Annotated in this window: 27 protein-coding genes; 9 read left to right on the forward strand and 18 right to left on the reverse strand. The window is 67.6% G+C overall.

Going from position 1 to position 23551, the window contains the following annotated elements; genetic code table 11:
- Positions 1 to 16: 16 nt before the first annotated feature.
- The 3 genes from DEIPH_RS01430 (at position 17) to DEIPH_RS01440 (ending at position 3928) form a co-directional block, all read left to right on the forward strand.
- Entirely contained in the window at positions 17 to 1765 is a 1749-nt protein-coding gene (locus DEIPH_RS01430; protein WP_034352632.1) for a V-type ATP synthase subunit A, read from the forward strand.
- A complete protein-coding gene (locus tag DEIPH_RS01435) occupies positions 1762 to 3171 on the forward strand; it encodes a V-type ATP synthase subunit B (RefSeq protein ID WP_034352636.1) in 1410 nt (469 codons plus the stop codon). Before DEIPH_RS01430 ends, DEIPH_RS01435 begins: the two co-directional genes overlap by 4 nt.
- A gap of 88 nt (positions 3172 to 3259) precedes the next feature.
- Entirely contained in the window at positions 3260 to 3928 is a 669-nt protein-coding gene (locus DEIPH_RS01440; RefSeq protein ID WP_034352638.1) for a V-type ATP synthase subunit D, read from the forward strand.
- Between the two features lie 42 nt (positions 3929 to 3970).
- On the opposite strand, the gene DEIPH_RS01445 is transcribed toward DEIPH_RS01440, so the two are convergent.
- From DEIPH_RS01445 to DEIPH_RS01460, 4 genes are all read right to left on the reverse strand, one after another.
- The gene (locus tag DEIPH_RS01445) at positions 3971 to 4579 is read right to left on the reverse strand and encodes an HD domain-containing protein (protein WP_235183139.1); all 609 of its coding nucleotides are present in this window, start codon (positions 4577 to 4579) and stop codon (positions 3971 to 3973) included.
- A 6-nt stretch (positions 4580 to 4585) separates the two neighbouring features.
- Positions 4586 to 4804, reverse strand: a complete 219-nt coding sequence (locus tag DEIPH_RS01450; RefSeq protein ID WP_034352641.1) for a hypothetical protein — start codon at positions 4802 to 4804, stop codon at positions 4586 to 4588.
- A gap of 234 nt (positions 4805 to 5038) precedes the next feature.
- On the reverse strand, positions 5039 to 6028 hold the full coding sequence (locus DEIPH_RS01455; protein ID WP_034352643.1) for an NAD(P)H-dependent glycerol-3-phosphate dehydrogenase: 990 nt from the start codon (positions 6026 to 6028) through the stop codon (positions 5039 to 5041).
- The gene (locus tag DEIPH_RS01460) at positions 6019 to 6774 is read right to left on the reverse strand and encodes a class I SAM-dependent DNA methyltransferase (protein ID WP_034352846.1); all 756 of its coding nucleotides are present in this window, start codon (positions 6772 to 6774) and stop codon (positions 6019 to 6021) included. The genes DEIPH_RS01455 and DEIPH_RS01460 overlap by 10 nt, the downstream gene beginning before the upstream one ends.
- A gap of 179 nt (positions 6775 to 6953) precedes the next feature.
- Between DEIPH_RS01460 and DEIPH_RS01465 the strand changes: the two genes are divergently transcribed.
- Positions 6954 to 7424, forward strand: a complete 471-nt coding sequence (locus tag DEIPH_RS01465) for a hypothetical protein (RefSeq protein WP_034352645.1) — start codon at positions 6954 to 6956, stop codon at positions 7422 to 7424.
- Between the two features lie 124 nt (positions 7425 to 7548).
- Here the strand turns inward: DEIPH_RS01465 and DEIPH_RS01470 are convergent, their stop codons facing one another.
- Together DEIPH_RS01470 and DEIPH_RS19030 are read right to left on the reverse strand one after the other, a co-directional pair.
- Positions 7549 to 8103: a DUF1802 family protein gene (locus DEIPH_RS01470; protein WP_034352647.1), complete on the reverse strand. Its 555-nt coding sequence runs from the start codon at positions 8101 to 8103 to the stop codon at positions 7549 to 7551.
- 72 nt (positions 8104 to 8175) lie between these two features.
- Positions 8176 to 8595, reverse strand: coding sequence for a type II secretion system protein (locus DEIPH_RS19030; protein ID WP_034352650.1), 420 nt, complete (start codon positions 8593 to 8595; stop codon positions 8176 to 8178).
- 357 nt (positions 8596 to 8952) lie between these two features.
- Between DEIPH_RS19030 and dnaB the strand changes: the two genes are divergently transcribed.
- The 5 genes from dnaB (at position 8953) to nrdR (ending at position 12488) form a co-directional block, all read left to right on the forward strand.
- The gene (gene dnaB, locus DEIPH_RS01480; protein WP_034352653.1) at positions 8953 to 10299 is read left to right on the forward strand and encodes a replicative DNA helicase; all 1347 of its coding nucleotides are present in this window, start codon (positions 8953 to 8955) and stop codon (positions 10297 to 10299) included.
- Positions 10299 to 10985, forward strand: a complete 687-nt coding sequence (locus DEIPH_RS01485) for an NUDIX hydrolase (RefSeq protein ID WP_034352656.1) — start codon at positions 10299 to 10301, stop codon at positions 10983 to 10985. The genes dnaB and DEIPH_RS01485 overlap by 1 nt, the downstream gene beginning before the upstream one ends.
- Before the next feature lie 70 nt (positions 10986 to 11055).
- Positions 11056 to 11277 carry a hypothetical protein gene (locus DEIPH_RS01490; RefSeq protein WP_034352659.1) on the forward strand — a complete coding sequence of 74 codons (222 nt, stop codon included), beginning with the start codon at positions 11056 to 11058 and terminating at the stop codon, positions 11275 to 11277.
- Positions 11278 to 11325: 48 nt separating this feature from the next.
- Positions 11326 to 12039: an SDR family NAD(P)-dependent oxidoreductase gene (locus DEIPH_RS01495; protein ID WP_034352661.1), complete on the forward strand. Its 714-nt coding sequence runs from the start codon at positions 11326 to 11328 to the stop codon at positions 12037 to 12039.
- Positions 12036 to 12488: a transcriptional regulator NrdR gene (nrdR, locus tag DEIPH_RS01500; RefSeq protein ID WP_034352664.1), complete on the forward strand. Its 453-nt coding sequence runs from the start codon at positions 12036 to 12038 to the stop codon at positions 12486 to 12488. Before DEIPH_RS01495 ends, nrdR begins: the two co-directional genes overlap by 4 nt.
- A gap of 10 nt (positions 12489 to 12498) precedes the next feature.
- Here the strand turns inward: nrdR and DEIPH_RS01505 are convergent, their stop codons facing one another.
- The 12 genes from DEIPH_RS01505 to DEIPH_RS01560 all read right to left on the reverse strand — a co-directional run bounded on the left by DEIPH_RS01505 (position 12499) and on the right by DEIPH_RS01560 (position 23544).
- Positions 12499 to 13644: a thiolase family protein gene (locus tag DEIPH_RS01505; protein ID WP_034352668.1), complete on the reverse strand. Its 1146-nt coding sequence runs from the start codon at positions 13642 to 13644 to the stop codon at positions 12499 to 12501.
- Positions 13645 to 15201 carry an acyl-CoA synthetase gene (locus DEIPH_RS01510; RefSeq protein ID WP_034352849.1) on the reverse strand — a complete coding sequence of 519 codons (1557 nt, stop codon included), beginning with the start codon at positions 15199 to 15201 and terminating at the stop codon, positions 13645 to 13647.
- Between the two features lie 5 nt (positions 15202 to 15206).
- Positions 15207 to 15968, reverse strand: a complete 762-nt coding sequence (locus DEIPH_RS01515) for a 3-hydroxyacyl-CoA dehydrogenase (RefSeq protein WP_034352671.1) — start codon at positions 15966 to 15968, stop codon at positions 15207 to 15209.
- 121 nt (positions 15969 to 16089) lie between these two features.
- Positions 16090 to 17046, reverse strand: a complete 957-nt coding sequence (locus DEIPH_RS01520; RefSeq protein WP_034352674.1) for a branched-chain amino acid ABC transporter permease — start codon at positions 17044 to 17046, stop codon at positions 16090 to 16092.
- The gene (locus tag DEIPH_RS01525; RefSeq protein ID WP_034352678.1) at positions 17043 to 17933 is read right to left on the reverse strand and encodes a branched-chain amino acid ABC transporter permease; all 891 of its coding nucleotides are present in this window, start codon (positions 17931 to 17933) and stop codon (positions 17043 to 17045) included. Before DEIPH_RS01525 ends, DEIPH_RS01520 begins: the two co-directional genes overlap by 4 nt.
- Before the next feature lie 90 nt (positions 17934 to 18023).
- Positions 18024 to 19247 carry an ABC transporter substrate-binding protein gene (locus tag DEIPH_RS01530; protein ID WP_034352681.1) on the reverse strand — a complete coding sequence of 408 codons (1224 nt, stop codon included), beginning with the start codon at positions 19245 to 19247 and terminating at the stop codon, positions 18024 to 18026.
- Positions 19248 to 19274: 27 nt separating this feature from the next.
- Positions 19275 to 20015 (reverse strand): ABC transporter ATP-binding protein, encoded by a 741-nt coding sequence (locus DEIPH_RS01535; RefSeq protein WP_051517065.1) that lies wholly within the window; start codon positions 20013 to 20015, stop codon positions 19275 to 19277.
- Complete coding sequence (locus DEIPH_RS01540) at positions 20012 to 20770, reverse strand: ABC transporter ATP-binding protein (RefSeq protein WP_034352684.1); 759 nt, start codon at positions 20768 to 20770, stop codon at positions 20012 to 20014. The genes DEIPH_RS01535 and DEIPH_RS01540 overlap by 4 nt, the downstream gene beginning before the upstream one ends.
- A 135-nt stretch (positions 20771 to 20905) precedes the next feature.
- The gene (locus DEIPH_RS01545; protein WP_034352687.1) at positions 20906 to 21511 is read right to left on the reverse strand and encodes a 1-acyl-sn-glycerol-3-phosphate acyltransferase; all 606 of its coding nucleotides are present in this window, start codon (positions 21509 to 21511) and stop codon (positions 20906 to 20908) included.
- A gap of 37 nt (positions 21512 to 21548) precedes the next feature.
- Positions 21549 to 22253, reverse strand: coding sequence for an FAD-dependent thymidylate synthase (gene thyX, locus DEIPH_RS01550; RefSeq protein WP_034352690.1), 705 nt, complete (start codon positions 22251 to 22253; stop codon positions 21549 to 21551).
- Positions 22254 to 22547: 294 nt separating this feature from the next.
- Positions 22548 to 23054 carry a GNAT family N-acetyltransferase gene (locus tag DEIPH_RS01555; protein ID WP_034352694.1) on the reverse strand — a complete coding sequence of 169 codons (507 nt, stop codon included), beginning with the start codon at positions 23052 to 23054 and terminating at the stop codon, positions 22548 to 22550.
- Positions 23038 to 23544: an EVE domain-containing protein gene (locus DEIPH_RS01560; protein WP_034352697.1), complete on the reverse strand. Its 507-nt coding sequence runs from the start codon at positions 23542 to 23544 to the stop codon at positions 23038 to 23040. Before DEIPH_RS01560 ends, DEIPH_RS01555 begins: the two co-directional genes overlap by 17 nt.
- Positions 23545 to 23551 lie beyond the last annotated feature (7 nt).

The following is a 23551-nucleotide window of genomic DNA, read 5'->3' on the forward strand; positions in this document are numbered from 1 at the left end:
CTCCCAAGGAGACCAAATGACGCAACAGCAAAGAGGCGTCGTGCAGAACATCGCCGGTCCCGCCGTGATCGCAGGCGGCATGTACGGCGCGAAGATGTACGACATCGTGCGCGTGGGCCAGGAGCGCCTCGTGGGCGAGATTATTCGCCTCGACGGTGACACCGCCTTCGTGCAGGTGTATGAGGACACCAGCGGCCTGACCGTGGGTGAGCCGGTGGAAACCACCAACCTTCCGCTCTCGGTTGAACTCGGGCCGGGGATGCTCAACGGCATCTACGACGGCATTCAGCGCCCGCTTGACAAGATCCGCGAGGCCTCGGGCGACTTCATCGCGCGCGGCATCGAGGTCAGCAGCCTTGACCGCCACCAGAAGTGGGCCTTTACGCCCACCGTGCAGGCCGGCGACACCGTCACCGGCAGCGCCATTCTGGGCACCGTGCCGGAGTTCAGCTTCACGCACAAGATCCTGACGCCGCCCGACAAGAGCGGCAAGCTGGCCTGGATCGCGCCCGCCGGTGACTACACCATCGACGACACCATCGCGCGCCTGGAAGACGGCACGGAACTGCGCATGGCCCACTACTGGCCGGTGCGTGCGCCGCGCCCGGTCGCGCAGAAGCTCGACCCCAGCCTGCCCTTCCTCACCGGGATGCGGATTCTCGACGTGCTGTTCCCGCTGGTGATGGGCGGCGCGGCGGCGATTCCCGGCCCCTTCGGTTCGGGCAAGACCGTGACCCAGCAGTCGGTCGCCAAGTACGGCAACGCCGACATCGTGGTGTACGTGGGCTGCGGCGAGCGCGGCAACGAGATGACGGACGTGCTGGTCGAGTTCCCGGAACTGGAAGACCCCAAGACCGGCGGACCGCTGATGCACCGCACCATCCTGATCGCCAACACCTCCAACATGCCGGTGGCGGCGCGTGAGGCGTCGGTGTACACGGGCGTCACGCTGGCCGAGTACTTCCGCGACCAGGGCTACAGCGTGTCGCTGATGGCCGACAGCACCTCCCGCTGGGCCGAGGCACTGCGCGAAATCTCCTCCCGCCTGGAAGAGATGCCCGCCGAAGAAGGCTACCCACCCTACCTGGGTGCCAAGCTGGCCGCTTTCTACGAGCGTGCGGGTGCGGTGAAGACCCTGGCGGGCGAGGACGGCGCGGTCAGCGTGATCGGCGCCGTGTCCCCGGCGGGCGGCGACATGTCCGAACCCGTCACGCAGGCGACCCTGCGCATCACTGGCGCGTTCTGGCGTCTGGACGCGGGTCTGGCCCGCCGCCGTCACTTCCCGGCGATCAACTGGAACGGCTCCTACAGCCTGTTCACGCCGATCCTCGACAGCTGGTACCGCGAGAACGTCGGCCAGGACTTCCCCGAACTGCGTCAGCGCATCGGCAACCTGCTCCAGCAGGAAGCCAGCCTTCAGGAAGTCGTGCAGCTCGTCGGTCCCGACGCGCTTCAGGACCAGGAGCGCCTGGTGATCGAGGCCGGACGCATGCTGCGCCAGGACTTCCTCCAGCAAAACGGCTTCGACCCGGTGGACGCCTCGGCTTCCATGCCCAAGAACTACGGCCTGATGAAGATGATGCTGAAGTTCTACGACGAGGCCGAAGCGGCCCTCAAGAACGGGGCCACCATCGACGAGATCATCCAGAACCCCGTGATCGAGAAGCTGTCGCGCGCCCGCTACGTGCCCGAGGCGGACTTCATGGACTACGGTGAAAAGCTGATGGACGAACTCGACACCACCTTCAAGGGAGTGAAAGCGTGACCCTTCTCCAGAAGGAATACAACGACGTCGCGTACATCTCCGGGCCACTGCTGTTCGTGAACGCGGCTTCCGATCTGGCGTACAACGCCATCGTGAACATCAGGGACGGCTCGGGCCGCGTGCGTGGCGGGCAGGTCATCAGCGTGTCCGACAAGAACGCCGTCATTCAGGTGTTCGAGGAAACGCGCGGTCTGGACCTCGCTACCGCCAGCGTGAGCCTGGTGGAGGACGTGGCCCGCCTGGGTGTCTCCAAGGAAATGATCGGTCGCCGCTTCGACGGCCTGGGCCGCCCCATCGACGGGCTGCCCCCGGTGGTCGCGGAGAAGAGGCTGAGCATCAACGGGCAGGCCATGAACCCCGCCGCCCGCTCCAAGCCCGAGGAGTTCATCCAGACCGGCATCAGCACCATCGACGTGCAGACCAGCCTGATTCGTGGGCAGAAGCTCCCGATTTTCAGCGGCTCGGGCCTGCCGCACAACGAACTCGCCGCGCAGATCGCCCGTCAGGCCAAGGTGCCCGGTCACGAGGGCGACTTCGCGGTGGTGTTCGCGGCGATGGGCCTGACCCAGCGTGAAGTCTCGTTCTTCACGCAGGAGTTCGAGCGCACCGGCGCGCTGGCCCGTTCGGTGCTGTTCCTCAACCGCGCGGACGACCCTGCCGTCGAGCGTCTGCTGACGCCGCGCATGGCGCTGACGACCGCCGAGTACCTCGCGTTCGAGCACGGCTATCACGTGCTGGTCATCCTGACCGACATCACCAACTACTGCGAGGCGCTGCGTGAAATCGGCGGCGCGCGCGAGGAAATCCCCGGACGCCGCGGCTTCCCCGGCTACATGTACACCGACCTGGCGAGCCTGTACGAGCGCGCGGGCGTGGTGGAAGGCAAGCCCGGCTCGGTCACACAGGTGCCGATCCTGTCCATGCCCGACGACGACATCACCCACCCCATTCCCGACCTGACCGGCTACATCACGGAAGGGCAGATCGTGGTGGACCGTGGTCTGAACGCCAAGGGCGTGTTCCCGCCGATCAACCCGCTGCCCTCGCTGTCCCGCCTCCAGGGCAACGGCATCGGCAAGGGCAAGACCCGCGCGGACCACAAGAACGTGTCCGACCAGCTGTTCGCCGCCTACGCGAACGGCCTGGACCTGCGCAAGCTCGTGGCGATTACCGGTGAGGACGCGCTGACCGAGACCGATAAGCTGTACCTGCGCTTTGCCGACGACTTCGAGAACTACTTCATCGGCCAGGGCGGCCAGGACCGCAGCATCGACGACAGCCTGGGCGTCGCCTGGGGCATCCTCTCCAAGCTGCCCCAGAGCCAGCTCACCCGTCTGTCGAAGGACTCCATCGACAAGTACTACGGGGCCAAGATCGACGAGATGTGGCGGGGGAACCGGATCTGAGGTTGTAGGCTGTGGGGTGTAGGCGCAGGTTTGTTCCCACACCCTACAGCCCACACCCCACAACCCCACCGGCAAAGGAGGTGGAATCATGGCAGGACAGATCAGTCCCACCCGCAGCGCCCTGCTGGCCAGCAAGGCCAGCCTCAAGACGGCGTCGGGCGGCGCGGACCTGCTCAAGCGCAAGCGTGACGCGCTGATCGGCGAGTTCTTCGCGCTGGTCAAGGACGCCCTCGCGGCGCGCGAACAGCTCGGCGGCGTCAGCAAGGGCGCGTACACCAGCCTGTTCGGCGCGAAAGCGTGGGACAGCCCGGAAGCGGTCGAGAGCCTCGGCATGGCGGGTACGGGTGACTACGCCGTCGAGATGCAGATCGAGAACCTCTACGGCGTGAAGGTGCCCCGCATTACCGTCCCCGAGCGCACGCAGCAGGCGAGCTTCAGCCCCATCAACGTCGGCGCGCGCACCATCCAGGCCGCGACCGATTTCGGGGGCGTGATGGAAGCCATCGTGAAGGTCGCCGCGACCGAGACGAAGCTGCGCCGCATCGGTGAGGAGATCAAGAAGACCTCGCGCCGCGTGAACGCGCTGGAGCAGGTCGTGATCCCCGGGATTCAGGACGACATCCGCTTCATTCGCGGCGTGCTCGACCAGCGCGAGCGCGAGGAAAGCTTCCGCCTCAAGAAGATCAAGGCGAAGCTGGAACGCGAGAAGGACGAGGAAAACGCCCAGGCGGGTCAGCACGGCACCGCTGCCGACTGAGCGCCAGGCCAGAGAAAGCCGCCTCCCTGTGGGGCGGTTTTTCTATTCCAGGCGGGCCAGTTCCAGCTGGGCCAGTGCCGCCGTCAGGTTCGCCCGCGCCTGCCCCTCCAACGCCGCGAACTCTGGCGTCACATAAAGCTGCTCCCGTTCCAGAAAGCCCCGCAGCACCCGCGCCCGCCCGGCCCGGTAGTCCGCCTCCGGGACGAAGACGTATTCCTGGCGGATGGCCGCGTCGTAGGCGGCGAAGGTGTCCACGTCCGCGCCCAGGATGCTCAGGTCGGCATCGACCAGCACCGCCTCGGCCCGTGTCCGGGGAGGCGAAGTGTGACGGGTGGCGAGGATCAGCGCCGTGACTTCCTGCACCAGCTCGGCTTCGGCCCCCTGCGCAGCCAGCCACCCGCCGAACACCTCCGCGCTGCGTCCCTCGTTGTCGGGAGCCTGCGGATCATAGATCAGGTCGTGGCCCCAGACGGCCAGGGCCAGGGCTGGGGTCAGGACGCCGCGCGAGGCCAGGGCGTGCAGCACGGCCCGGACATGCTGGGCATTGTGGTAAGCACGGTGGGGCTGGGCGTAGAAGGGGAGGGCGAAGGCTTCGGCCGCCGACAGGACATCTTCTGCCGGTGCATGGAGCTTCAGGCGATTACGGGGCACGGGTACTCAGCTGCCGGTGGCGTCCGCGCCGGCCAACGCCCTGCGCTTGCCGGAAACGTTGCGGGCAGGCTGACCCTCGGGACCGTGGCCGCACAGGATGTTGAAGGTGCGGCGGATATCCAGGGCGCGCGCCTCCACGTAGCCCTGCCCCACCTTGCCCTCGGAGGTGTTGTGCTGCGTCAGGTCGGTGGCGAGCTGTAAGGCTCGGGTCTCGAACGTCTCCATGGTTCTGTCTACCACCGCACGTTCAGGGCAAAATCAGGCCTGCCCAGACACCGGTGCCCCGGCTCCCTTTAGAGCATTTGTCAAAAAGAGACCTTCTTTTTGACCGAGCGGGCGGGCAGGCGTCCTCAAGGGCGTCCGTTCTGCCCAAGACAGCGAGTGAAAGAGGAAGAGCGTTTGGGAGAATGCAACCGTTGGAGGCGCTTTCCCTCCAACGGTGTAATTCGGACAAATGCTCTAGCCGTCCAGCTCGGCGCGGGCGTCCCGGCCCATCAGGCTGGCGATGCCCTGGTCAGGCGTCCACTCGCCGCTGGCGACCAGAGCCACGGCCCGCACGATGGGAAGGTCCTGCCCGTGGGCGCTGGCCCAGGTGTCCAGCAGGCCAGCCGTGCGTAAGCCCTCCACCACCTTGCCGCCCTGCTGGGGCCGGTGAATGGGATGGTCCCCGCGCGCGATGGCCTCCCCGGCGGCGCGGTTGCGGCTGTGGCGGCTGGTCGCGGTCGCCACCAGATCGCCCAGGCCGCTCAGGCCATAGACCGTGTCCTCGTGCGCGCCCTGCGAGACGAGGTAACGCCCCATCTCGCGCAGGCCCCGGGTAATGATCGCCGCCTTCGCGTTGTCGCCCAGATTCAGGCCGTCCACCAGCCCCGCCGCCAGCGCGATCACGTTCTTCAGCACGCCGCCGAGTTCCACGCCGACCTCGTCCCGGCTGGTGTACACCCGCAGGGTGGGGGAGACGAGGGCCGCCTGGACGGCGTCTGCCAGCCCCGCGTCCGTACTCGCCACGACCGTCGCGGCGGGGAGGCCCCGGCCCACTTCTTCCGCGTGGTTAGGGCCGCTCAGAATCGCCACGCGGGTGAAGCCCAATCCCCGCGCCAGATCGGTCAGCCGTCCCCCGTCCGGCGCGAGGCCCTTGGCGCACAGCACCAGCCCCAGTTCACGCGGCAGCTCGGCCAGCAGGTCCGGCACGCCGACGCTCGGCACGACGACCAGGGCGAACTCTGCCCCCGCCACTGCGCGGGCGAGGTCGGAGGTGACAGCCACCCCCGGCGGCAGCGTGACCCCCGGCAGGTATTCGCGGTTCTCGCGGACCTCGGCCAGCCGTGCGGCGAAGTCAGGGCGGCGTGCCCACAGGGTCGCCGGGTGGCCCGCCCGGGTCAGGGCGACGGCCAGTGCCGTTCCCCAGCCCCCCGCGCCCAGCACGGGGACGGGTGAACTCAGGCCCATGCGAACACCCACACACGCGGCGTCTGCGGCTCCGGCGGCGCGTAATCGGGGTACTCCAGAATCTCCCAGCGCGTGAAGCCCGCGTCCCGCAGCAGGGGGTCGAGGTCCGCCGGATCATAGCCGCGTTCGCGGTGTTCCTCCACGAACTCCTGCAAGCCGCCCTGGCCGTCCTCCACCCGGCAGAACGCCTGCACCACGCCCACGTCCTCCTCCGGCTCGTGGTGGTGCGACCAGTGGTAATGCACCTCCTGGCCTTCCGGGGTGCGGGCCAGGCCCTCGATGCAGCTGTCCTCCCACAGTTCCCGCACGCCCAGCCGGGTGTTCAGGTCACAGGCGAGCAGCCCGCCAGGACGCAGATGCGCCCGCGCCCGCCCCAGGGCCGCGCCCAGGTCGGTGGACGTCAGCAGGTTGTTGAGGCTATCGAACACGCAGGTCACCAGGTCGAACGTCTCGCCCAGCTCGAAGGTCCGCAGGTCGCCCAGGCTGAGCGTGACCCCGGCGGGCAGGCGTTCCCGTGCCACCTCCAGCATGTCCGGGCTGCCGTCCACGCCATGCACCCGGAACCCGGCCTGCCACAGTTCACGGGTAAAGCCCCCGGTGCCGCAGGCGAGGTCCAGCGCCGTCCGCACCTCCAGCCCGCCGTCACGTGCGTAGGTCAGCACGAAATCCGCCCAATGGTCATACTCCACATCCGCCATGATCGCGTCGTAGACAGCGGCCAGCGCGGTGAACGGGCGTTTGTGCATGCCCGTCACTATAGCCGTCCGCCCGGGCTGGGCGTCCCTGCCCCTAAAGGCCACGTCAGGTTTACCCTGCCCCAGGGCGCCAGCATGAGGAGGCCATGAGGTCAACGGGAAAGGTTGCCCCGTAGCCCCCATACGGCCCTGCTGGGTACGGTGAACACACGATCCCAGGAGGTTCCGCCATGAAAAAGATTCTTGCTCTTGCCGCCGTCGCCACCGTCGCCCTCAGCTCGTGCAGCCTGTACGGGACCCGCAGCGCCGCCGTTTCCGGCCAGCTCAAGGGGTTCAGCCCCAACCAGAACCTCGGCCTGGCCATCGTGGGCTTCAACAACGGGCAGTACACCGCCGACGGCACGCAGGCCCAGGTGATCGACAAGTTCCTGACCGGCGGCTATACCCTGACCCTGCCCCGCGACGTGCCCTACGGCACCTACCGCGTGATCGTGTTCCGTGACGCCAATAACGATGGCCGCTTCAACACGGGCGACACGGTCCTCAGCCGCGACAACGGCAAGTTCCTGGTTTATGTCCAGCGTGACAACCAGTACTTCAACGGCACCAAGTACGGCTGGAACATCTACAACGCTGCCAACCGCGACATCCAGACCACCATCCTCAACAACTACGATCTCGAAGCGGTTGCCGCGCAGTAAACCCCTGCGGTAAAACCGGAACAGGATGAAAGAGGGGAGGCTGACGGGCCTCCCTTTTTGACGTTGCGCCGTAAGCATTGAGGTGTGAACTGGTACCAGAACGCCTCGGCGCGAGCGGTTCTTTTCACTGCCGGCTGAGAACTTCCTCCACCTCTGCCCGCACCCGCTCCAGTTCCCTTTCCGCCAGCACGGGCGGTCCAGCCTCTGCCTTCATTTCGGGCAGCGGCACCCAGCTCACGCAGCCCAGCATCTCCGGCGTTTCCTCCAGCACCAGGGGCGTGAGGAGCGGGCGCACCCGCAGGAGCAGGGCGTGAACCCAGGGGCGATTCCGGTAATGAAAGCGCCGCTCGATGGCCCCCGTCGTCAGTGCCTGGTATGGCTCCAGGGCCAGGGCCTGTTCGAGAGACTCGACCTTATGCACCGCCACGACCTCGGCCAGTGCTGGAAGCACGATGCGCCCCGGCTGGGGGTCTTCGCGCAGCAGCGGCAGAAAATCCGGCCTCAGCTCGGCGGGGTTCTGGTGCAGGAAGGTGGGGTAGAGGGAAAAGGTCCGGTGCTCGACCTCGAAGCCCGCGTGCGTCTCCATGATGCCGCCCTTGCGGATCAGGAGGGCCGAGGATCCGGAGGTGAGGGCCTGACACTGGGTATCCCATTCTTTGAGGGCGACTGAAGGGGTCATGGGGAGAGGGTAGCGTGGGCGAGGGGAAATGAAAAAACCGCCCCGGAGGGCGGCTATTAAATTTCAGTCGGGTTACTTGGCAGCGGTCAGGGTCAGGGGGCTTCTGCCAGCGCTACCGCCTGCGTAGGTCACCACAACCTGGTAAGAAGCAGGGGTTCCCGCCGCACCTGCTGCACCCGCAACAGCGGCGTTATTAGAGCAAACCGTGTTGGTGATAGGAGCGGGAGCGTTGACGGTAGCCGTTTCGGTACCAGCAGTGATGGTCGTAACTCCGTTAGCCCATGTACAACCAGGGGCAGTACCAGTGGTATTCCCTACTTCCGTGGCGGCCATAGCAGTGAGGATGTTGCGTGCAACACTAGAAGCCGCAGCATCATTCGCCTTGCTACGCGCTCCCAGCAGGTTGGGGATCAGCACCGCCGCCAGAATCCCGATGATGGCGATCACGATCAGCAGCTCGATCAGGGTAAAGCCTTGCGTTCCGTTCTTCATGTTGATCTCCTTGTTTGGCCGCCGGATTAAGGAATAGGGAGAAAGTCCGTCGGGCCTTTGGATGGCTGTGCAGGTGCGGGCGTCTCCCGTCCTTGCTGACATCACGGTATTCAGGAGGCTCTAACAGGAGTCTTACGTTTGGGGCCAGATTCGGGGGGGTTGGGGGGGTCGGCCAGACAGCAGGCGGCGGTGGTATGATGCGCGGCAGTTCGGCCCGGCACAGTGCTCCGGCACTGACCGGCGAATGGGACGACCGGTGCCCACACCGGCCCCACCCTCACTTCACCCCTGCACGCGCGACGCGCCCCAGCCCCCGGCGGGGTGGCGCGTTCTCTGGCGCGTGCGCGAAAGGTCTGCATGGAACTGACCCCCCGCGTTCCCCCACACAGCAACGACGCCGAGATCAGCGTCCTGGGGAGCATCCTGCTGGACAACGACACGCTCAGCGCCCTGGGCGACACGGTCAGCCCCGACATGTTCTACCGCGAGGGCCACCGCAAGATTTTCGCGGCGATGCGCACCCTTCAGGAACGCGGCGAGCCGGTGGACCTGGTCACGCTCAGCGAGGACCTGCGGGTCAAGGGCCAGCTCGACGAGGTGGGCGGCCTGAGCTACCTGATCGGCCTGTCGGACCAGGTGCCCACCGCCGCCTACGCGGAGCATTACGCGCGCATCGTGCAGGAAAAGCACACGCTCCGCCAGCTCATCAGTGCGTCGGGCAAAGCGATGCAGCTCGCCTACGACGCGCAGCTTCCGCTCGAAGACCTGCTCGACCGCGCCGAGAAGATGATCTTCGAGGTGGCCGAGCAGAAGAAGAAGGGCGAAGCCTTCCAGGCGATGGGCGAGGTCGTCCACGATACCTTCGAGTACATCACCCTGCTGCACCAGAACAAGGGTATCCCCGACGGCGTGAGCAGCGGCTTCCGCGACCTCGACGAGCAGATTTCGGGGTTGCAGAAGGGAAGTCTGAACGTGCTGGCGGCCCGGCCTAGTATGGGTAAGACGGCCTTCGCCCTCTCCATCGCCCAGAATGTCGCCCTGCGCGGTGAGAAGACGGTGGCGGTCTTCAGCCTGGAGATGCCCAGCGTGCAACTGGCCCTCCGGATGCTGTGCAGCGAGGCGCGGGTGGATATGAACCGCATCCGCAGCGGGCAACTCAACGAGCGCGACTTCGAGCGGCTGGCGCACGCCGCCGGACGCCTGGCCGACGCCCCCATGGTGATCGACGACGAGCCGGACCTCACCCTGAACGGCCTGCGCTCCAAGCTCCGGCGCATCGCCGCGCAGCACGGCCAGCTCGGGCTGGTGGTGATCGATTACCTCCAGCTCATGTCGGGGGGCAAGAGCAGTGGCGGCAGTGACAACCGCCAGCAGGAGATCAGTACCATTTCGCGTGGCCTGAAGGGGCTGGCGCGTGAATTGGAAGTGCCGATCATCGTACTGAGTCAGCTCAGCCGCGCTGTCGAGCAGCGGCCAAACCACAGACCGATGCTCTCGGATTTGAGAGAATCCGGCGCCATCGAACAGGATGCAGATATCGTGATGTTTATTTACCGCGACGAGTATTACAACAAGGAAACCGACCAACAGGGCATCGCTGAAATCATTATCGGCAAGCAGCGCAACGGGCCGGTCGGCACCGTGAAGTTGCAGTTTCACAGTGCCCACGTCCGCTTCAACGACCTCGCGCCGGAGGGCGTCTGATGCCCGAAGACGTGAAGACCGCTCCCGGCAATGCGGGTGGGCAGCGGCGGCGACGGCGGCGGCGCAATGGGCGTGGGCCGGTGCCGGGGAACACCCCTGCGCCCGGTCAGGTTTCCAACGCGACGAGTGTGCCGGTGCCCGCCGCTCCAGCCCGCCGGGGCCACAAGCGGCCGCTGGCCGACCCGCGCATCGGCGTGGGCTGCATCGTGCTGCGCGGTGAAGAGATCCTGCTGGTGCGCGAGCGGGGCCGCTGGTCACTGCCCAAAGGCGGCCTGGAAGCCGGGGAACTGGTGCAGGAGGGCGCGCGCCGCGAAACCTACGAGGAAACCGGGCTGGTCGTCGAACTGCGTGACCTCGCCTTTATCGTGGAATTCCAGGCGCAGACCTGGGGGCACCACCTCCAGTTCTTCTACACCGGGCGCGAGGTGGGCGGCACGCTGGCCCCCCGCGACCCCGACCGCGACGTGCAGGAGGCGCGCTTCGTGCCCATCCGGCAACTGCGCGAGTTCATCCGCTTCCGGCCCCGGCTGGTGGCACTGGAAACCTGGCTGCGCGAGCGGCGGCCCCGGCATTTCGTCTTCAACCTCGACAAGGAACCGGCCATGCTCCGCAAACGGCGGCGGGTGGGCGTGGGGGCGGTCGGGCCGGACCTGGCGGAGGAACCCACCGACGAGGCGGACCTGTAAGCGTCTCCGGGAAGATGACCTGAACGCTGGTCACGCCCCCCGGCCTGCCTTCTTCTGCTAACATCAGAATATGAAGAGGGCATTACGCAAAAGGTCCCTCCTGATGGAGGAGGCTTCCTATCCCGTCAGCGGACGCGGGTACGCCCACGTCTGCCCTTCCTGCGGCCAGGCGCTCGACCTGTATGACCTGCGCGACGGAGATCAGGCGTACTGGTGCGCCCCCTGTGGCCGGGGGCACCGCGCGGGGGATCCTCCCGTGGGGGCGCTGCGGCCCCTGCCCCAGGCAGGCTGAAGTCCGGCGCCGCCCCCGCTCTCACGGTGGGGACGCTATGCTGAGGCCATGAGCTTCGCCTCCCTTCCTTCCCCGCCCAGCGAGCCGGTGCTGGCTGGACAGGTCATTGCCGTGACCGGCGCGGATCAGGGGTATGGCCGGGCGATCAGTGCCGCGCTGGCGCGGGCCGGTGCGAGCGTCGTCCTGATCGGGGGCAACAGCGAGACGCTGGCCGCCGCCGCCAGCAGTCTGGAACTGTCGGGGGGCACGGCCATTCCGATCAAGGCCGACGTGAGCGTGCCGCTGGACTGGCTGGGCGCGCAGACCCGCATCCTGGAAATCTTCGGGGCACTCCACGGCATCGTTCATCTGGCCGACCGGCGCGCGCACACCAACTTCACCATGCTCAGCGAGAACGAGTGGATGGAGCTGTTCAACTGCAACGTGAAAAGCAGCGTCGCCATCGCGCAGATCGTGCGCCGCCGCCTGACCGGGACCTGGCTGACCCTCGTCGGCCCGCACCTGGATGAGGTGGGGCTGCAAACGTACCCGCAACGGGGCGCGCTGCGCGGCCTGGTCGAACATGCCCAGGACGAGGACCTGCGCGTGAATCTGGTGCTGCCCTCGCGGGTGAGCGCGGGCGACGAGGCCCTCGATCGGCCCCTGGCCGACGCCGTGCTGGCCCTCGCCACGCCGGCCCTCGCGCACCTGCGCGGCAACGTGCTGGAAGTGCCTCTGCCGCCTGTGCCGAAAGTGCGCGTCACGGAAGTCAATCTCAGGTGAAGTGCCCCTACTGCTCCGCCCCCGACTCCAAGGTCGTCAACTCGCGCCCCAGTGACGACGGGGCCAGCATCCGCCGCCGCCGCGAGTGCCTGCGCTGTGCCCGGAGATTCACCACCTACGAGCGCGCCCAGCTCGAACCCCTGATGGTCGTCAAGCGCGGCGGCCTGCGCGAAGCCTTCAACCCCGACAAGCTGCTGCGCGGCCTGACCCTCGCCACCGAGAAACGCCCGGTGGACCCCGAGGCGCTGCGGGCCTTCGCCTACGGCTTCGAGGACGAGGTGGGGGCGTCCGAACTGCCCAGCGAGGAGATCGGCCGCCGCGCGATGACCTTCCTGCGCCCGCTGGACGACGTGGCCTATATCCGCTTCGCCAGCGTCTACCGCGATTTCGACAGCCTGGAGCGGTTCATCGAGGAGATTCGCGGGCTGAAGGACCGGGGCGAGGGGTAAGTCCGGTCCTTCAAAGCCGCTCGATGATCGTCGCCGTCGCCATTCCGTGCCCGATGCACATCACCTGGAGGCCCAGTGTGCCCCCGGTGGCCTCCAGCCCGGCGAGCATCTTGGCGGTCAGGCCCGCGCCGCTGGCGCCCAGGGGGTGACCGTGGGCGATGGCCCCGCCCCAGGGATTCACCTTCGCGGGGTCCGCCTGGAATTCGCGCATCCAGGCCAGGACCACCGATGCAAACGCCTCGTTGATCTCGATCCAGTCGAGGTCTGCGAGGGTCAGGCCGCTTTTCGCCAGCGCCTTGCGGGTGGCGGGCAGGACGCCCATCAGTTGCAGCGTGGGGTCGTCGCCCACTGCGACACGGGCGCGGAAGCGGGCACGGGGACGCAGGCCGTCCGCCAGGGCCGCCTCGCGCTCCCCGACCAGCACCGCCGCTGCACCGTCGCTGATCTGGCTGGCGTTCCCGGCGGTCACGACCCCGTTCTCGCGGAAGGCCGGTTTCAGGGCCGCCATCTTCTCGGGGGAAATCTGTTCGCGGATGCCCTCGTCGTAGGTCAGGGTGAAGGGTTCGCCCTCCGCGTTCAGCCCCGGCGCAGGCAGCAGTTCGGCGTGCAGGTCACGGCTGGCGGCGGCGCGGCGGTGGCTCTCGGCGGAGTAGGCGTCGAGGTCGGCGCGGGTGAGGTTCCAGCGGTCGGCGATGCGTTCGGCACTCTCGCCCTGGTGGATCAGGTCCACCTTGCCCAGCAAGTCGGGGTTCAGCCGCTCGAAGCCGCCGCCGATGTCGCTGAACATCGGGGTGCGGGTCATGGACTCCACGCCGCCGCCCACCGCGTAGGTCTGGTCGCCCGCGTCCACGCCCTGCGCCGCGAAATGAATCGCCTGCTGCCCGCTGCCGCACATGCGGTTCAGGCTGACCGCCGGGACCTCGACCGGAAAGCCCGCCATCATCACGGCGAGGCGGCCGATGTTCGCGCCCTGCTCGCCCGCCTGCGTCACCGCCCCCGTCACCACGTCCTCCACGCGGGCGGGGTCGAGTCCGGCGCGGTCCATCAGGCCGTTCAGGGCGAAGGCCAGCAGCGCGTCGGGCCTCACCTCGCGGTAGGCGCCACCACGCTTGGCGTAGGGTGTGCGGACGGCTTCCAGAATCACGGCTTCACTCATTTACATCTCCTGTCGGCTGAACCGCTCGCGCAATTCGCGTTTGAGAATCTTGCCCGCCGTGTTGCGCGGCAGCGCCTCCACGAAATGCACCCGCTTGGGCACCTTGAAGCCCGCCAGGCTGGCGCGGGCATGGTCGCAGAGTTCGTCCGGCGTGGCCGACTGCCCCGGCTTCAGCACCACGACGGCGGTGACCGCCTCCACCCAGCGCTCGTCGGGGAGGGCAATCACGGCCACCTCCGAGACGGCGGGGGGCGTATAGAGGGCTTCCTCTACCTCGCGTCCCGCTACCAGCACGCCCCCGGTGTTGATCACGTCCTTCACGCGGTCCACCACGTACAGGTAGCCGCCCTCGTCCAGAATCCCCAGATCGCCGGAGTGGAACCAGCCGCCCCGGAAGGCTTCCGCCGTCTCCTCCGGCTTGTCCCAGTAGCCCGCCAGCAGGTGCGGCGAACGGTGGACGATCTCACCGGGCTGGCCGGGGGGCAGGTCCTGCATGTTCTCGTCCACCACGCGCGTTTCGACGTTCAGCACCGGGCGGCCCGCCGACGCCGGACGCTCGGCGTGTTCCTGCGGGGCCAGGACGGTGGCGAGGGGGGCCAGTTCGCTCTGGCCGTAGCAATTGTAGAAACCCGCTTCCGGCAGCCGCGCCATGATTTCCGTCAGCACGGGTGTGGGCATGATCGACGCCCCGTAGTACAGCTTCCGCAGGCTGGAGAGGTCGCGGGTCTGGAAGTCGGGATGGCGCAGCAGACTCACCCATACCGTCGGCGGTGCGAAGAAGGAGGTGATGCCCAGCCGCTCCATCAGCTCCAACGTGAGGTCGGCGGCGGGGGCTGGGATCAGGTGGATGGTGGCGCCCATCAGCAGTTGCGGCATCAGCATCACGTGCATCTGTGCGGAGTGGTAGAGCGGCAGCGCGGCCAGCACCACGTCTTCCTCGCGGAAATCCAGCGCAACGATGCTGCTGAGGTACTCTGATTGGAGCGCCCCGTGCGTCATCATCGCGCCCTTCGGGGCCGCCGTCGTGCCGGACGTGTACAGCAGTTGTGCGAGAGCGGAGGCGTCCAGCTCGACTTCGGGCGGGGTGGCTGGCCGCACCTCGTCCTGCGCCCAGGTCAGCACGTCCGCCTCACTCCCCCCGTGAAAGGTGCCGACGAGAGCGAGGTCCAGATCAGTGCTTGCCTCGTTCAGCGCGTCCGCCAGGGACAGGTCCGTGAATGCGGCTCTTGCCCCCGACTGCCCCAAGATGTAACTCAACTCCGAGCGGCGTAGCGCGTAGTTTACCGGCACGTGAATCAGGCCTGCGCGGGTACAGGCCAGCCACAGCAGCGCGTAGGCGTCGCTGTTCTGGCCGAAGGCCGCCACCCGTTCGCCCGGTTGCAGGCCCGCCTCAATCAGGGCGTTTGCGACGCGGTTCGCGGCGGCGTCCAGTTCGGCATACGTCCATTCGCGGCCTGCGAACGTCAGCGCCAGCTTGTGCGGCTGGCGGCGTACTGAGCGGTGTAACGCGTCCCCGATGGTGTCGCGGGCTGCTCGCCGGGCCTCTGCTCCCGCCATGCCGCTCACCTCGGGGCCATCCTGATCGCGCCGTCCAGCCGGATCGTCTCGCCGTTCAGCATGGGATTCTCGAAAATCTGCCGCACCAGCGTGGCGTACTCCTCGGGGCGGCCCAGGCGGGACGGGAAGGGCACCTGCGCGCCCAGCGAGGCCTGCACTTCCTCCGGGAGTCCGGCCAGCATCGGCGTCTCGAAGATGCCCGGCGCAATCGTCATCACGCGGATGCCGCTGCGGGAGAGGTCGCGGGCAATGGGCAGGGTCATGCCCGCCACGCCCGCCTTGCTCGCCGCGTAGGCCGCCTGGCCCACCTGGCCGTCAAAGGCCGCGACGGAGGCGGTGTTCACGATCACGCCGCGCTCGCCGTCGGCGTTCGGCGTGTTGCCCAGCATCGCCTGGGCGGCGAGGCGCACCACGTTGAAGGTGCCGATCAGGTTCACGCGCACCACCCGCTCGAACAGGTCCAGCGGATGCGGCCCACGTTTCCCGGCGGTGGTGGTAGCGCTTGCCACGCCCGCACAGTTCACCGCGCCGTACAGCCCGCCGAAGCGTTCCCGCGCTGCCTCGATGGCCGCCTTCACGTCGCCTTCGCTGGTCACGTCCGTTCGCCGGAAGAGGCCGCCCAGTTCACGGGCGAGGGCCTCCCCGGCCTCCGCGTTCAGGTCCAGCAGGACCGGGTGACCCCCGGCCTCTGCCACCATGCGCGCGGTGCCCGCCCCCAGCCCGGACGCGCCGCCCGTGATCAAGACCGTCTTGCCGCTCAGGTTCATGCGTCCTCCGCTCTACTTGTGAAGTCCCGTCTTTTCTAGCACCTTCAGCCAGCAAAAACCCCCGCGTTTCGGCGAGGGCTTCTGCTTCTCCGGCTGACCGCTGAAAGCTGTCCGCTTCTCCTTACCTGCGCCTGAGCCAGTGCTGCACGGTGCCCACCACGCCCCGGCGAAAGAACAGCACCACCAGCACGAACACCAGGCCGGTCACGATGCCCACCGGCAGGTTCGCGGTGGTCAGGACGTCGCGCAGCAGCAGCACCAGGCCCGCACCGATCACCGGGCCAAAGAGGGTGCCAGTGCCGCCCAGCAGCGTCATCATCACGACCTCGCCCGAGGTGCGCCAGTTCAGCACGTCAAGGCTCACGACGCCGTGCCCGAAGGTGAACATGCTTCCCGCCAGCCCGGCCAACGTCGCGCTGATGAGAAAGGCCGTGAACTTGAAGCGGGTGGGGTTGTAGCCGATGCTCTGCGCCCGCTGCTCGTTGTCGCGCACCGCCTGGAGGGCCTGTCCGAAGGGGCTGCGAACCGTACGGTAGGCGACGTAGAAGCCGACGGCAAAAACCGCCAGACAGAAGTAATACCGCGTGGTGGAATCGCTGAAGTCCAGCCCCAGGAAGCCGGGCCGCGCGAAGCCCTGAAGCCCGTTCTCACCGCCGGTCACGTCCGTCCATTGCAGCGCCACGAACGAGATCATCTGCGCGAAGGCCAGCGTGATCATGCTGAAGTAGATGCCGATGGACCGCACACTGAGGAAGCCGATGGGCACGGCCAGCAGCAGCGCCGCGCCCGTCCCCCCCAGCATCGCCACCGGGACGCCCTGCCCGTGCGACAGCAGAAAGGCCGTCACATACGCGCTCGTGCCCCAGAAGGCCGCGTGGCCGAAACTCAGCAGGCCGGAAAAGCCGAACAGCAGGTCGAAGGCGACGGCGAAGAGGCCCCAGGCCAGGATGTCCAGTGCCAGCACCGGGTAGATCAGCCGGGGCAGGATCAGCAGCACCAGGCCGAGGCCGATCAGCCACGCCGCACGCGTCATGCGCTGGCGTTCCGTGCGGGCGGCGGTGCGGGGAAGGACCGTCATCTGGTCCCCTCCGGCAGCCCGAAGAGGCCGCTGGGCCGCACCAGCAGCACCAGCGCCATCAGGATGAACACCAGCGTGTTGGCGATGGGCGGATAGATCGCCGCGCCGACGGCCGCCAGCACCCCCACCGCGAAGCCCGTGACCACGCTGCCCAGAATGCTGCCCAGCCCGCCGATCACCACCACCGCGAAGGTCGTGATGATCAGTTCCGAACCCATGTACGGCTCGACACTGTAGATCGGTGCGGCCAGCACCCCGGCCAGTCCGGCCAGGCCCACGCCCACGCCGAACACGCCCGTCACCCACTTGCCCACGTCGATGCCGAACGCGCGCGTAACGCCGGGATTCTCCGTGCTCGCGCGGATGATCGCACCCACGCGGGTCTTTTCAATGACAAACCAGGTCAGCAGGCAGAGGACCAGGCTGAGCGCAATCACGAAGAGGCGGTATTTGGGAAACACCACGAAGCCGAGATTCACCACCCCGGCCAGCGCGGCGGGCGGCGTGTAGGGCGCGCTGGACACCGCGTACTGCGAGAGCATCACCTGTTTCACCAGGTCCTGGGTCAGCAGCGTCAGCCCGAAAGTCAGCAGCAGGTTGTAACTGGGGTCCAGCCCGTACAGCCGCGAGAGTAGCGTGCGCTCCAGCACCATGCCGAGCAGGGCCACGATGATCGGCGCGAGAATCAGGCTGGGCCAGAACCCCAGCCCGAACGCCTGCCCCAGCGCGAAGGCCGTGAAGGCCCCCAGCATGTACAGCGCCCCATGCATGAAGTTCACGATCCGCAGCATGCCGAAAATCACCGCGAGGCCGAGGCTGAGCAGCGCATAGAACGCCCCGTTCACCAGCCCGTTGAACACCTGAATCAGAAGAAGTTGTGTATTCATGGCAGGTCTAAAGGTCGAAGGTTAAACCGTCTAACGGCGCCGGGAAGATCGGCGGTTAGACCCTTAGACGGTTTGACCGTTAGACCTTCCTTACATCTTGCACTTGCTCTCGGACAGCGGCTGGAAGGCGCGCGCGGCGGGGATGGTGGCGACCCGGTTGAAGTAGTCGCCGTTTTCCTTGGCCTGGGCCTTGGGCTTGACCTGCACGGTGTACACGTCGAGCAGCACGCGGTGGTCCTGCGGGCGGATGGAGGCGTTGCGCGCGAAGAAGTCGCTGAAGCGGTGGCCTTCGAGCGCCTTCACCACCGCGTCACCGTTGTCGGTCTTGGCGCGGGCGACCGCCTGGAGGTAGGTCATGGTGGCGCTGTAGGTGCCTGCCTGCGCCCAGGTGGGCTTCTTGCCGAAAGCTTTCTCGAACTTGGCGGCCCAGTCGCGCGCCCGCTGGTCCATGTTCCAGTACCACGGCACGGTGGCGAGCGCGCCCGCGTAGGCGTCCTGCCCCAGCGCGGCCACGTCCGTCTCGAACAGCAGGCCGATCCCGAGGCCGATGCCCTGCTGCCGGAGACCGAACTCGTTGTACTGCTTGACCACGTTCACCAGGTCCGCACCCGCCTGCATGGTGCCGAACACCTTGGGCTTGAGGCCCTGCGCCTTGAGCAGGTAGCTGGAAAAGTCGGTGTTGGGGAAGGGCGTGGCGTCACTGGGGGCCACGATCTTGCCGCCATTTTCGGTGATCGCCGCGACCATCTGCTTGTTCAGGTCCTGGCCGAAGGCGTAGTTGGGGTAGATGATGTACCAGCTGTTCCCGCCGCGCTTGGTGACCGCCGTTCCCGTGCCGTTCGCCAGCATGTAGTTGTCGTAGGCGTAGTGGAAGGTGTACTTGTTGCACTTCTCGTTGGTGAGCGCGGTGGTGCCGCCGGTCACGACCAGCGCGGGGATCTTCTTCTGTTTGGCGATCTCGGAGGCGGCCAGCGCGGCGCTGCTGGTCGGCAGGTCCACCAGCATGTCCACGTTCTGCCGGTCGATCATCTCGGCGGCCTTGTTGCTCGCCACGTCCGCCTTGTTCTGGTGGTCCACGCCGATGACCTGCACCTTGCCCTTGAAGCTGGGGTTCTGCGCCATGAAGTCGGCGGCGGCCATCTGCGCGGCCTTCACGCTGCCCTGCCCCGACAGTTCCGAATACACGCCGGAAAGGTCGGTCAGGACGCCCACGCGCACTACGTTGTCCGAGAGTTTGGCGCTCTGGGCGAGGGCCACCGTCACGGCGGCGAGGGCGGCGGTGGACAGCAGGGCGGTCAGGGTCTTCTTCTGCATGGTGGTTCCTCCGGGGGAGTGGGGGGATTAAACGCTCAGATAACGCAACAGGTCGGCGCGGCGGGCTTCCACCTCGTCCGCGCGCACCTCGTCTACGACCTGGCCGTCCACAAAGACGTAATGGCGGTCGGCCAGGCGGGTGGCGAACTTGAGATTCTGTTCGACCAGAATCACGCTCAGGCCCTCGCGGCGCAGCTCGGCCAGCATGTCCCCGATGCGCTGCACGATCACGGGCGCGAGGCCCTCGCTGGGTTCGTCCAGGAGCAAGAGTTTGGGGCCGCTCCGCAGCACGCGCACGATGGCTAGCATCTGCTGCTCACCGCCCGAGAGCTTGGAGCCGGGATGGTGGCCGCGCTCGCGCAGGACCGGGAACGCCTCGTAGGCCCGCTCCAGATTCCAGCCGCCGGGCCGGGCCGGGGGCAATTCCAGGTTCTCGCGCACCGTCAGGCTGCTCAGGATGGCGCGTTCCTCCGGTACCCAGGCCAGGCCCCGCGCGGCGACGCGGTTGCTGGGCAGGCGGGTGAGGTCCTGCCCATCGAAGGTGATCTGTCCGGTGCGGCTGCGCAGCACACCCATGATGCTCTTGAGGGTGGTGGTCTTGCCCGCGCCGTTGCGCCCGATCAGGCTGACCACCTCGCCGGGCCTCACGTGCAGGTTCACGCCGTGCAGGACGTGGCTCTGGCCGTAAAAAGCGTTCAGGTCGCGGACTTCGAGCAGCGGCGCATTCTGCGACGTGGGCCGGGCGGGAGAGACGGCGGGCGCGGTCATGCGTGCGCCTCCTCGCCCAGATAGGCCTCGATCACGCGCGGGTCACGGCGCACCTCGTCATAGCGGCCGCTCGCCAGCACCTGCCCGTATTGCAGGACGGTGATGCGGTCCGCCAGTTCGGACACCACGCTCATGTTGTGTTCGACCAGCACGACCGTGCGGCCCCGCGCGACCTGCCGCACCAGCGCGATCACGCGATTGACACCCTCGGACCCCATGCCGCTGGTCGGCTCGTCGAGCAGCAGCACGCGCGGGTCCTGCGTCAGCGAGATCCCGATTTCCAGTTGCCGTTTCTCGCCGTGGCTGAGGTCCGCCGCCAGCCGGTCGGGGGCGTCTCCCAGGCCCACGTCCGCCAGAATCTGGTCGGCGCGTGGCCCCAGCGTCTCCAGCCTTGAGAGGGGCGTCCAGAACTGCCCCGGCAGATTCGTCGGGGACTCCAGCGCGACCAGCATGTTGTCCCGCACCGTCAGGCTGGGAAACACGCTGCTGATCTGAAACGACCGGCTGAGGCCCCGCCGCACGATTAAGTGGGGCGGCAGCGTGTCGATGCGCTCCCCAAAAAGGGCGACCTCGCCGCTGGTGGGCCGCAGAAAGCCCGACAGCAGATTGAACAGTGTGGTTTTGCCGGCCCCGTTCGGCCCGATGATCGCGTGAATCTCGCCCTCGCGGACGCTTAAACTCACGTCGTTGGTGGCGCGAAATCCCCGGAAGTCCTTGACGAGGTGCCGGGCTTCCAGAGCGGTCGCCGTCGTCACGGCGTGTTGCCTGGCCTGTGCATGGACAAGTGTCTGGGCATCCTCCCCCCTTTCCCGACTCTCAGTTGTGGTGCAGGAAGGAGTCTAGCAAGGGCCGGTCACAGCCGCGTTACGCCCCGTCGGGTCCGGCCGGGTTCAGAGTTTGCTGGGGCCGCCCTCGGCGCGGGGCCGGGGCCGCGCGGGCGTCTCGTCGGCGGGTGTATGCCCCCGCACGCCCTCCAGCATCTCCCGCATCAAGGCGAAATCCGCCTCCACATCTCCGCTGGGCGTCACGTAGCCGATGACCCCCACCCGCCGGCGGCCCCAGTCCAGCACGGTCACGCCGATGGGCACCTGGGCTTCCAGGGCCATGTAATAAAAGCCGGTCTTCCAGAACTCGGCCCGCGCGCGCGTGCCCTCCGGCGCGACGGCCAGCACGATCTCCGGCTCGCGCCGGATAATCGCCACGACCGCGTCCACGAAGTTGCCCCCGGCGCGGCGGCGGTCCACCGGCAGCCCTCCCCAGGCCCGCAGCAGGGGACCAAGCGGGAACGCGAACAGCTCGCGCTTGGCGACCCAGTGGGCCGGAACCCGCGTGGCCCAGCGCCAGCAGATGCCCGGCCAGAAGTCGGCGTTGCTGGTGTGCGGCGCGACCGCCGCCACGAAGCGGGGACCGGGCGGCGGCGCGAGGACCGCCTCCCAGCCCGTCAGCCGCAGGGCGAGGGAGGCGAGGCGCGACCCCAGGGTGTGTGGGCGGTTCATCCAGGTGACAGGCACTCGGCGAGTCTAGCGGCGGCGCTTACCCGCCCGCGTGCAGCGCCCGCCACTCGCGGAAGGTGACCGGGAACAGCGGTTCGGTCAGTTGCGCCATCGCCCGCGCATAGAGGCGCGTCTCATACTGCGCCCCCTCGTGGTCGCGCAATTCCAGGAAGTGAAGGAGGCTCCTCACATTAAAAGTGAAATATGATTCTGTATACAGGCTCAGCGGCAGCACCCCCCGCGCCTGCTCGCGCGTCACGCCGAGGCGCAGGAGTTCCTGATACGCCCCGAAGGCTGCGCGCCAGGCTTCCTCCCACACCCGCGCCGCTGCCGCCTGGTCCAGCGTGCCGTCGTCCTCCACGCTGGCCTGCCGGTTGGAGGGGGCCTGCTTGCGGAAAGCGGGCGGGGTGAAGTTACGCTCCTGCATTTCGACATAACGGCCAGAAATTTCATTTTTTGAGACGCCTGCACGGTGACGGACCATCTGCCGGTCTACAAAGATCGGGCAAATAATCTTAAACGTAATCAGGTTGTGTTCAAAAGGACTGCCATGCTGATGCCGCAGCAGGTAGCGGATGAGTTTCTCGTCGCGGTCATTGAGGGGGGCGTCGGAATCGCCGCCGAAACTGATTCGGGCTGCATTGACCACAGCCTTGTCGTCGCCCACGCTCTGCACGAGGCTCACGCTGCCCAGGCCGTCGCCCAGGGGGTAGAGGGTAAGCGGGTGGGCATCTGCGGCAGTCATCGGGCCACAGCTTAACGCCCGTTCCCGGCAGGGTGGAACGGGCGGTGCGTTCGGCAACGGATGGACGGAGGGGACGGCCTGGTCCAGTCGGCGTGGTGGACGGAGAGAAACAGCCCTAGCGGCGGTCCTGGCGAATGCGGACGCGTTGCGGGGCAGGACGCTCCTGCCGGGCGCTCAGCAACAGCGACAGGGCGATCACCAGTCCGGCGAACAGAAGTGCCATATCCCCAGTGTCGCTGCCGGGGTCTGACAGAAGCGTGACAAGTCCGGCCGCGTGACCGCTCCCGAAGCGGGTCAGGCGGAGGGCAGGTCAAGCCGCATCAACTCGACCTCGTCGTCCCCGGTTCCCAGCCAGGTGAGTGGGGTGAAGCCGGCCTTCGCATACGCCCGGACGGCACGGGCATTCGCGGGGCTGGGGTCGATCAGCACGCGCCGCACGTCAGGCCGCTCGGCCCGCAGGTGCGCGAGGAAGGCCCGGATCACCTGCGGCCCCAGACCTCTCCCGGTCAGGTCCGGCTCACCGATCAAGAGGTCCACGCCCCAGGTTTCCCCTTCGGGCGCGGCCCAGGGCGCGAACGCGTGGCCGGGCGTCACGCGCTCGCGCTGGAGAAAGCCCGCCGCGCGCCCGTCCACCCGGAACACGAAGCCGGGCACGTCCCGCCCCACGCGGCAGTAGTGCGCCCGCACCTCTTCCAGCGTCCGCTCCCCGTCGTCCCAGAAGGCGCGGACGTGTTCCTCTTGCAGCCAGCCGTGCAGCAGCGGCAGATGCGCGGGCGTGAGCGGTTCAAACGAGATCGACATGGAGCCTGGCCCCCGCCGTCTCCAGCGCCGCCCGGAACTGCTCCTTTGTTACGGGCAGCACGCTCAGGCGGGTGCCCCTGCGCACCAGGGGCGAAGCCTGCCACTCGGGGAGCGTCCGCAGGACCTCCAGCGGCAGCACCGCCGGAAAGGCCAGGGCGGGGGCCACATCCACCATGCTCCAGCGGGGATGGTCGGGCGTGCTTTTGGGGTCGAAATACGCGCTGGCCGGGTCGAATTGCAGGTTGTCCGGGTACGCCTCCCGCACCACCTGCGCGACCCCGGCCACGCCGGTCGGTCCCGCTCTGGAGGTCCTGGCGTTCGAGTGATAGAAGAGGCAGAGGTCGCCAGCCAGCATTTCGCGCAGAAAATTGCGCGCCTGGTAGTTCCGCACGCCGTTCCACGGTTCGCGCCCCACGCGCACGAGGTCGGGGTAGCCGAAGACATCGGGTTCGGATTTGAGGAGCCAGTGTTGGGGCGGGGCGGGGGGCATGGGGAGA

The sequence above is a fragment of the Deinococcus phoenicis genome, assembly GCF_000599865.1.
Lineage (GTDB): Bacteria > Deinococcota > Deinococci > Deinococcales > Deinococcaceae > Deinococcus > Deinococcus phoenicis.

Bases quoted from the DNA above. Each gene is read 5' to 3' on its own strand.
- DEIPH_RS01430 (WP_034352632.1), top strand. From the start codon at position 17: ATGACGCAACAGCAAAGAGGCGTCGTGCAGAACATCGCCGGTCCCGCC.
- DEIPH_RS01440 (WP_034352638.1), top strand. From the start codon at position 3,260: ATGGCAGGACAGATCAGTCCCACCCGCAGCGCCCTGCTGGCCAGCAAG.
- DEIPH_RS01450 (WP_034352641.1), bottom strand. From the start codon at position 4,804: ATGGAGACGTTCGAGACCCGAGCCTTACAGCTCGCCACCGACCTGACG.
- DEIPH_RS01455 (WP_034352643.1), bottom strand. From the start codon at position 6,028: ATGGGCCTGAGTTCACCCGTCCCCGTGCTGGGCGCGGGGGGCTGGGGA.
- DEIPH_RS01460 (WP_034352846.1), bottom strand. From the start codon at position 6,774: ATGCACAAACGCCCGTTCACCGCGCTGGCCGCTGTCTACGACGCGATC.
- DEIPH_RS01465 (WP_034352645.1), top strand. From the start codon at position 6,954: ATGAAAAAGATTCTTGCTCTTGCCGCCGTCGCCACCGTCGCCCTCAGC.
- DEIPH_RS01470 (WP_034352647.1), bottom strand. From the start codon at position 8,103: ATGACCCCTTCAGTCGCCCTCAAAGAATGGGATACCCAGTGTCAGGCC.
- DEIPH_RS19030 (WP_034352650.1), bottom strand. From the start codon at position 8,595: ATGAAGAACGGAACGCAAGGCTTTACCCTGATCGAGCTGCTGATCGTG.
- dnaB (WP_034352653.1), top strand. From the start codon at position 8,953: ATGGAACTGACCCCCCGCGTTCCCCCACACAGCAACGACGCCGAGATC.
- DEIPH_RS01485 (WP_034352656.1), top strand. From the start codon at position 10,299: ATGCCCGAAGACGTGAAGACCGCTCCCGGCAATGCGGGTGGGCAGCGG.
- DEIPH_RS01490 (WP_034352659.1), top strand. From the start codon at position 11,056: ATGAAGAGGGCATTACGCAAAAGGTCCCTCCTGATGGAGGAGGCTTCC.
- DEIPH_RS01495 (WP_034352661.1), top strand. From the start codon at position 11,326: ATGAGCTTCGCCTCCCTTCCTTCCCCGCCCAGCGAGCCGGTGCTGGCT.
- DEIPH_RS01505 (WP_034352668.1), bottom strand. From the start codon at position 13,644: ATGAGTGAAGCCGTGATTCTGGAAGCCGTCCGCACACCCTACGCCAAG.
- DEIPH_RS01510 (WP_034352849.1), bottom strand. From the start codon at position 15,201: ATGGCGGGAGCAGAGGCCCGGCGAGCAGCCCGCGACACCATCGGGGAC.
- DEIPH_RS01515 (WP_034352671.1), bottom strand. From the start codon at position 15,968: ATGAACCTGAGCGGCAAGACGGTCTTGATCACGGGCGGCGCGTCCGGG.
- DEIPH_RS01520 (WP_034352674.1), bottom strand. From the start codon at position 17,046: ATGACGGTCCTTCCCCGCACCGCCGCCCGCACGGAACGCCAGCGCATG.
- DEIPH_RS01525 (WP_034352678.1), bottom strand. From the start codon at position 17,933: ATGAATACACAACTTCTTCTGATTCAGGTGTTCAACGGGCTGGTGAAC.
- DEIPH_RS01530 (WP_034352681.1), bottom strand. From the start codon at position 19,247: ATGCAGAAGAAGACCCTGACCGCCCTGCTGTCCACCGCCGCCCTCGCC.
- DEIPH_RS01535 (WP_051517065.1), bottom strand. From the start codon at position 20,015: ATGACCGCGCCCGCCGTCTCTCCCGCCCGGCCCACGTCGCAGAATGCG.
- DEIPH_RS01545 (WP_034352687.1), bottom strand. From the start codon at position 21,511: ATGAACCGCCCACACACCCTGGGGTCGCGCCTCGCCTCCCTCGCCCTG.
- thyX (WP_034352690.1), bottom strand. From the start codon at position 22,253: ATGACTGCCGCAGATGCCCACCCGCTTACCCTCTACCCCCTGGGCGAC.
- DEIPH_RS01555 (WP_034352694.1), bottom strand. From the start codon at position 23,054: ATGTCGATCTCGTTTGAACCGCTCACGCCCGCGCATCTGCCGCTGCTG.
- DEIPH_RS01560 (WP_034352697.1), bottom strand. From the start codon at position 23,544: ATGCCCCCCGCCCCGCCCCAACACTGGCTCCTCAAATCCGAACCCGAT.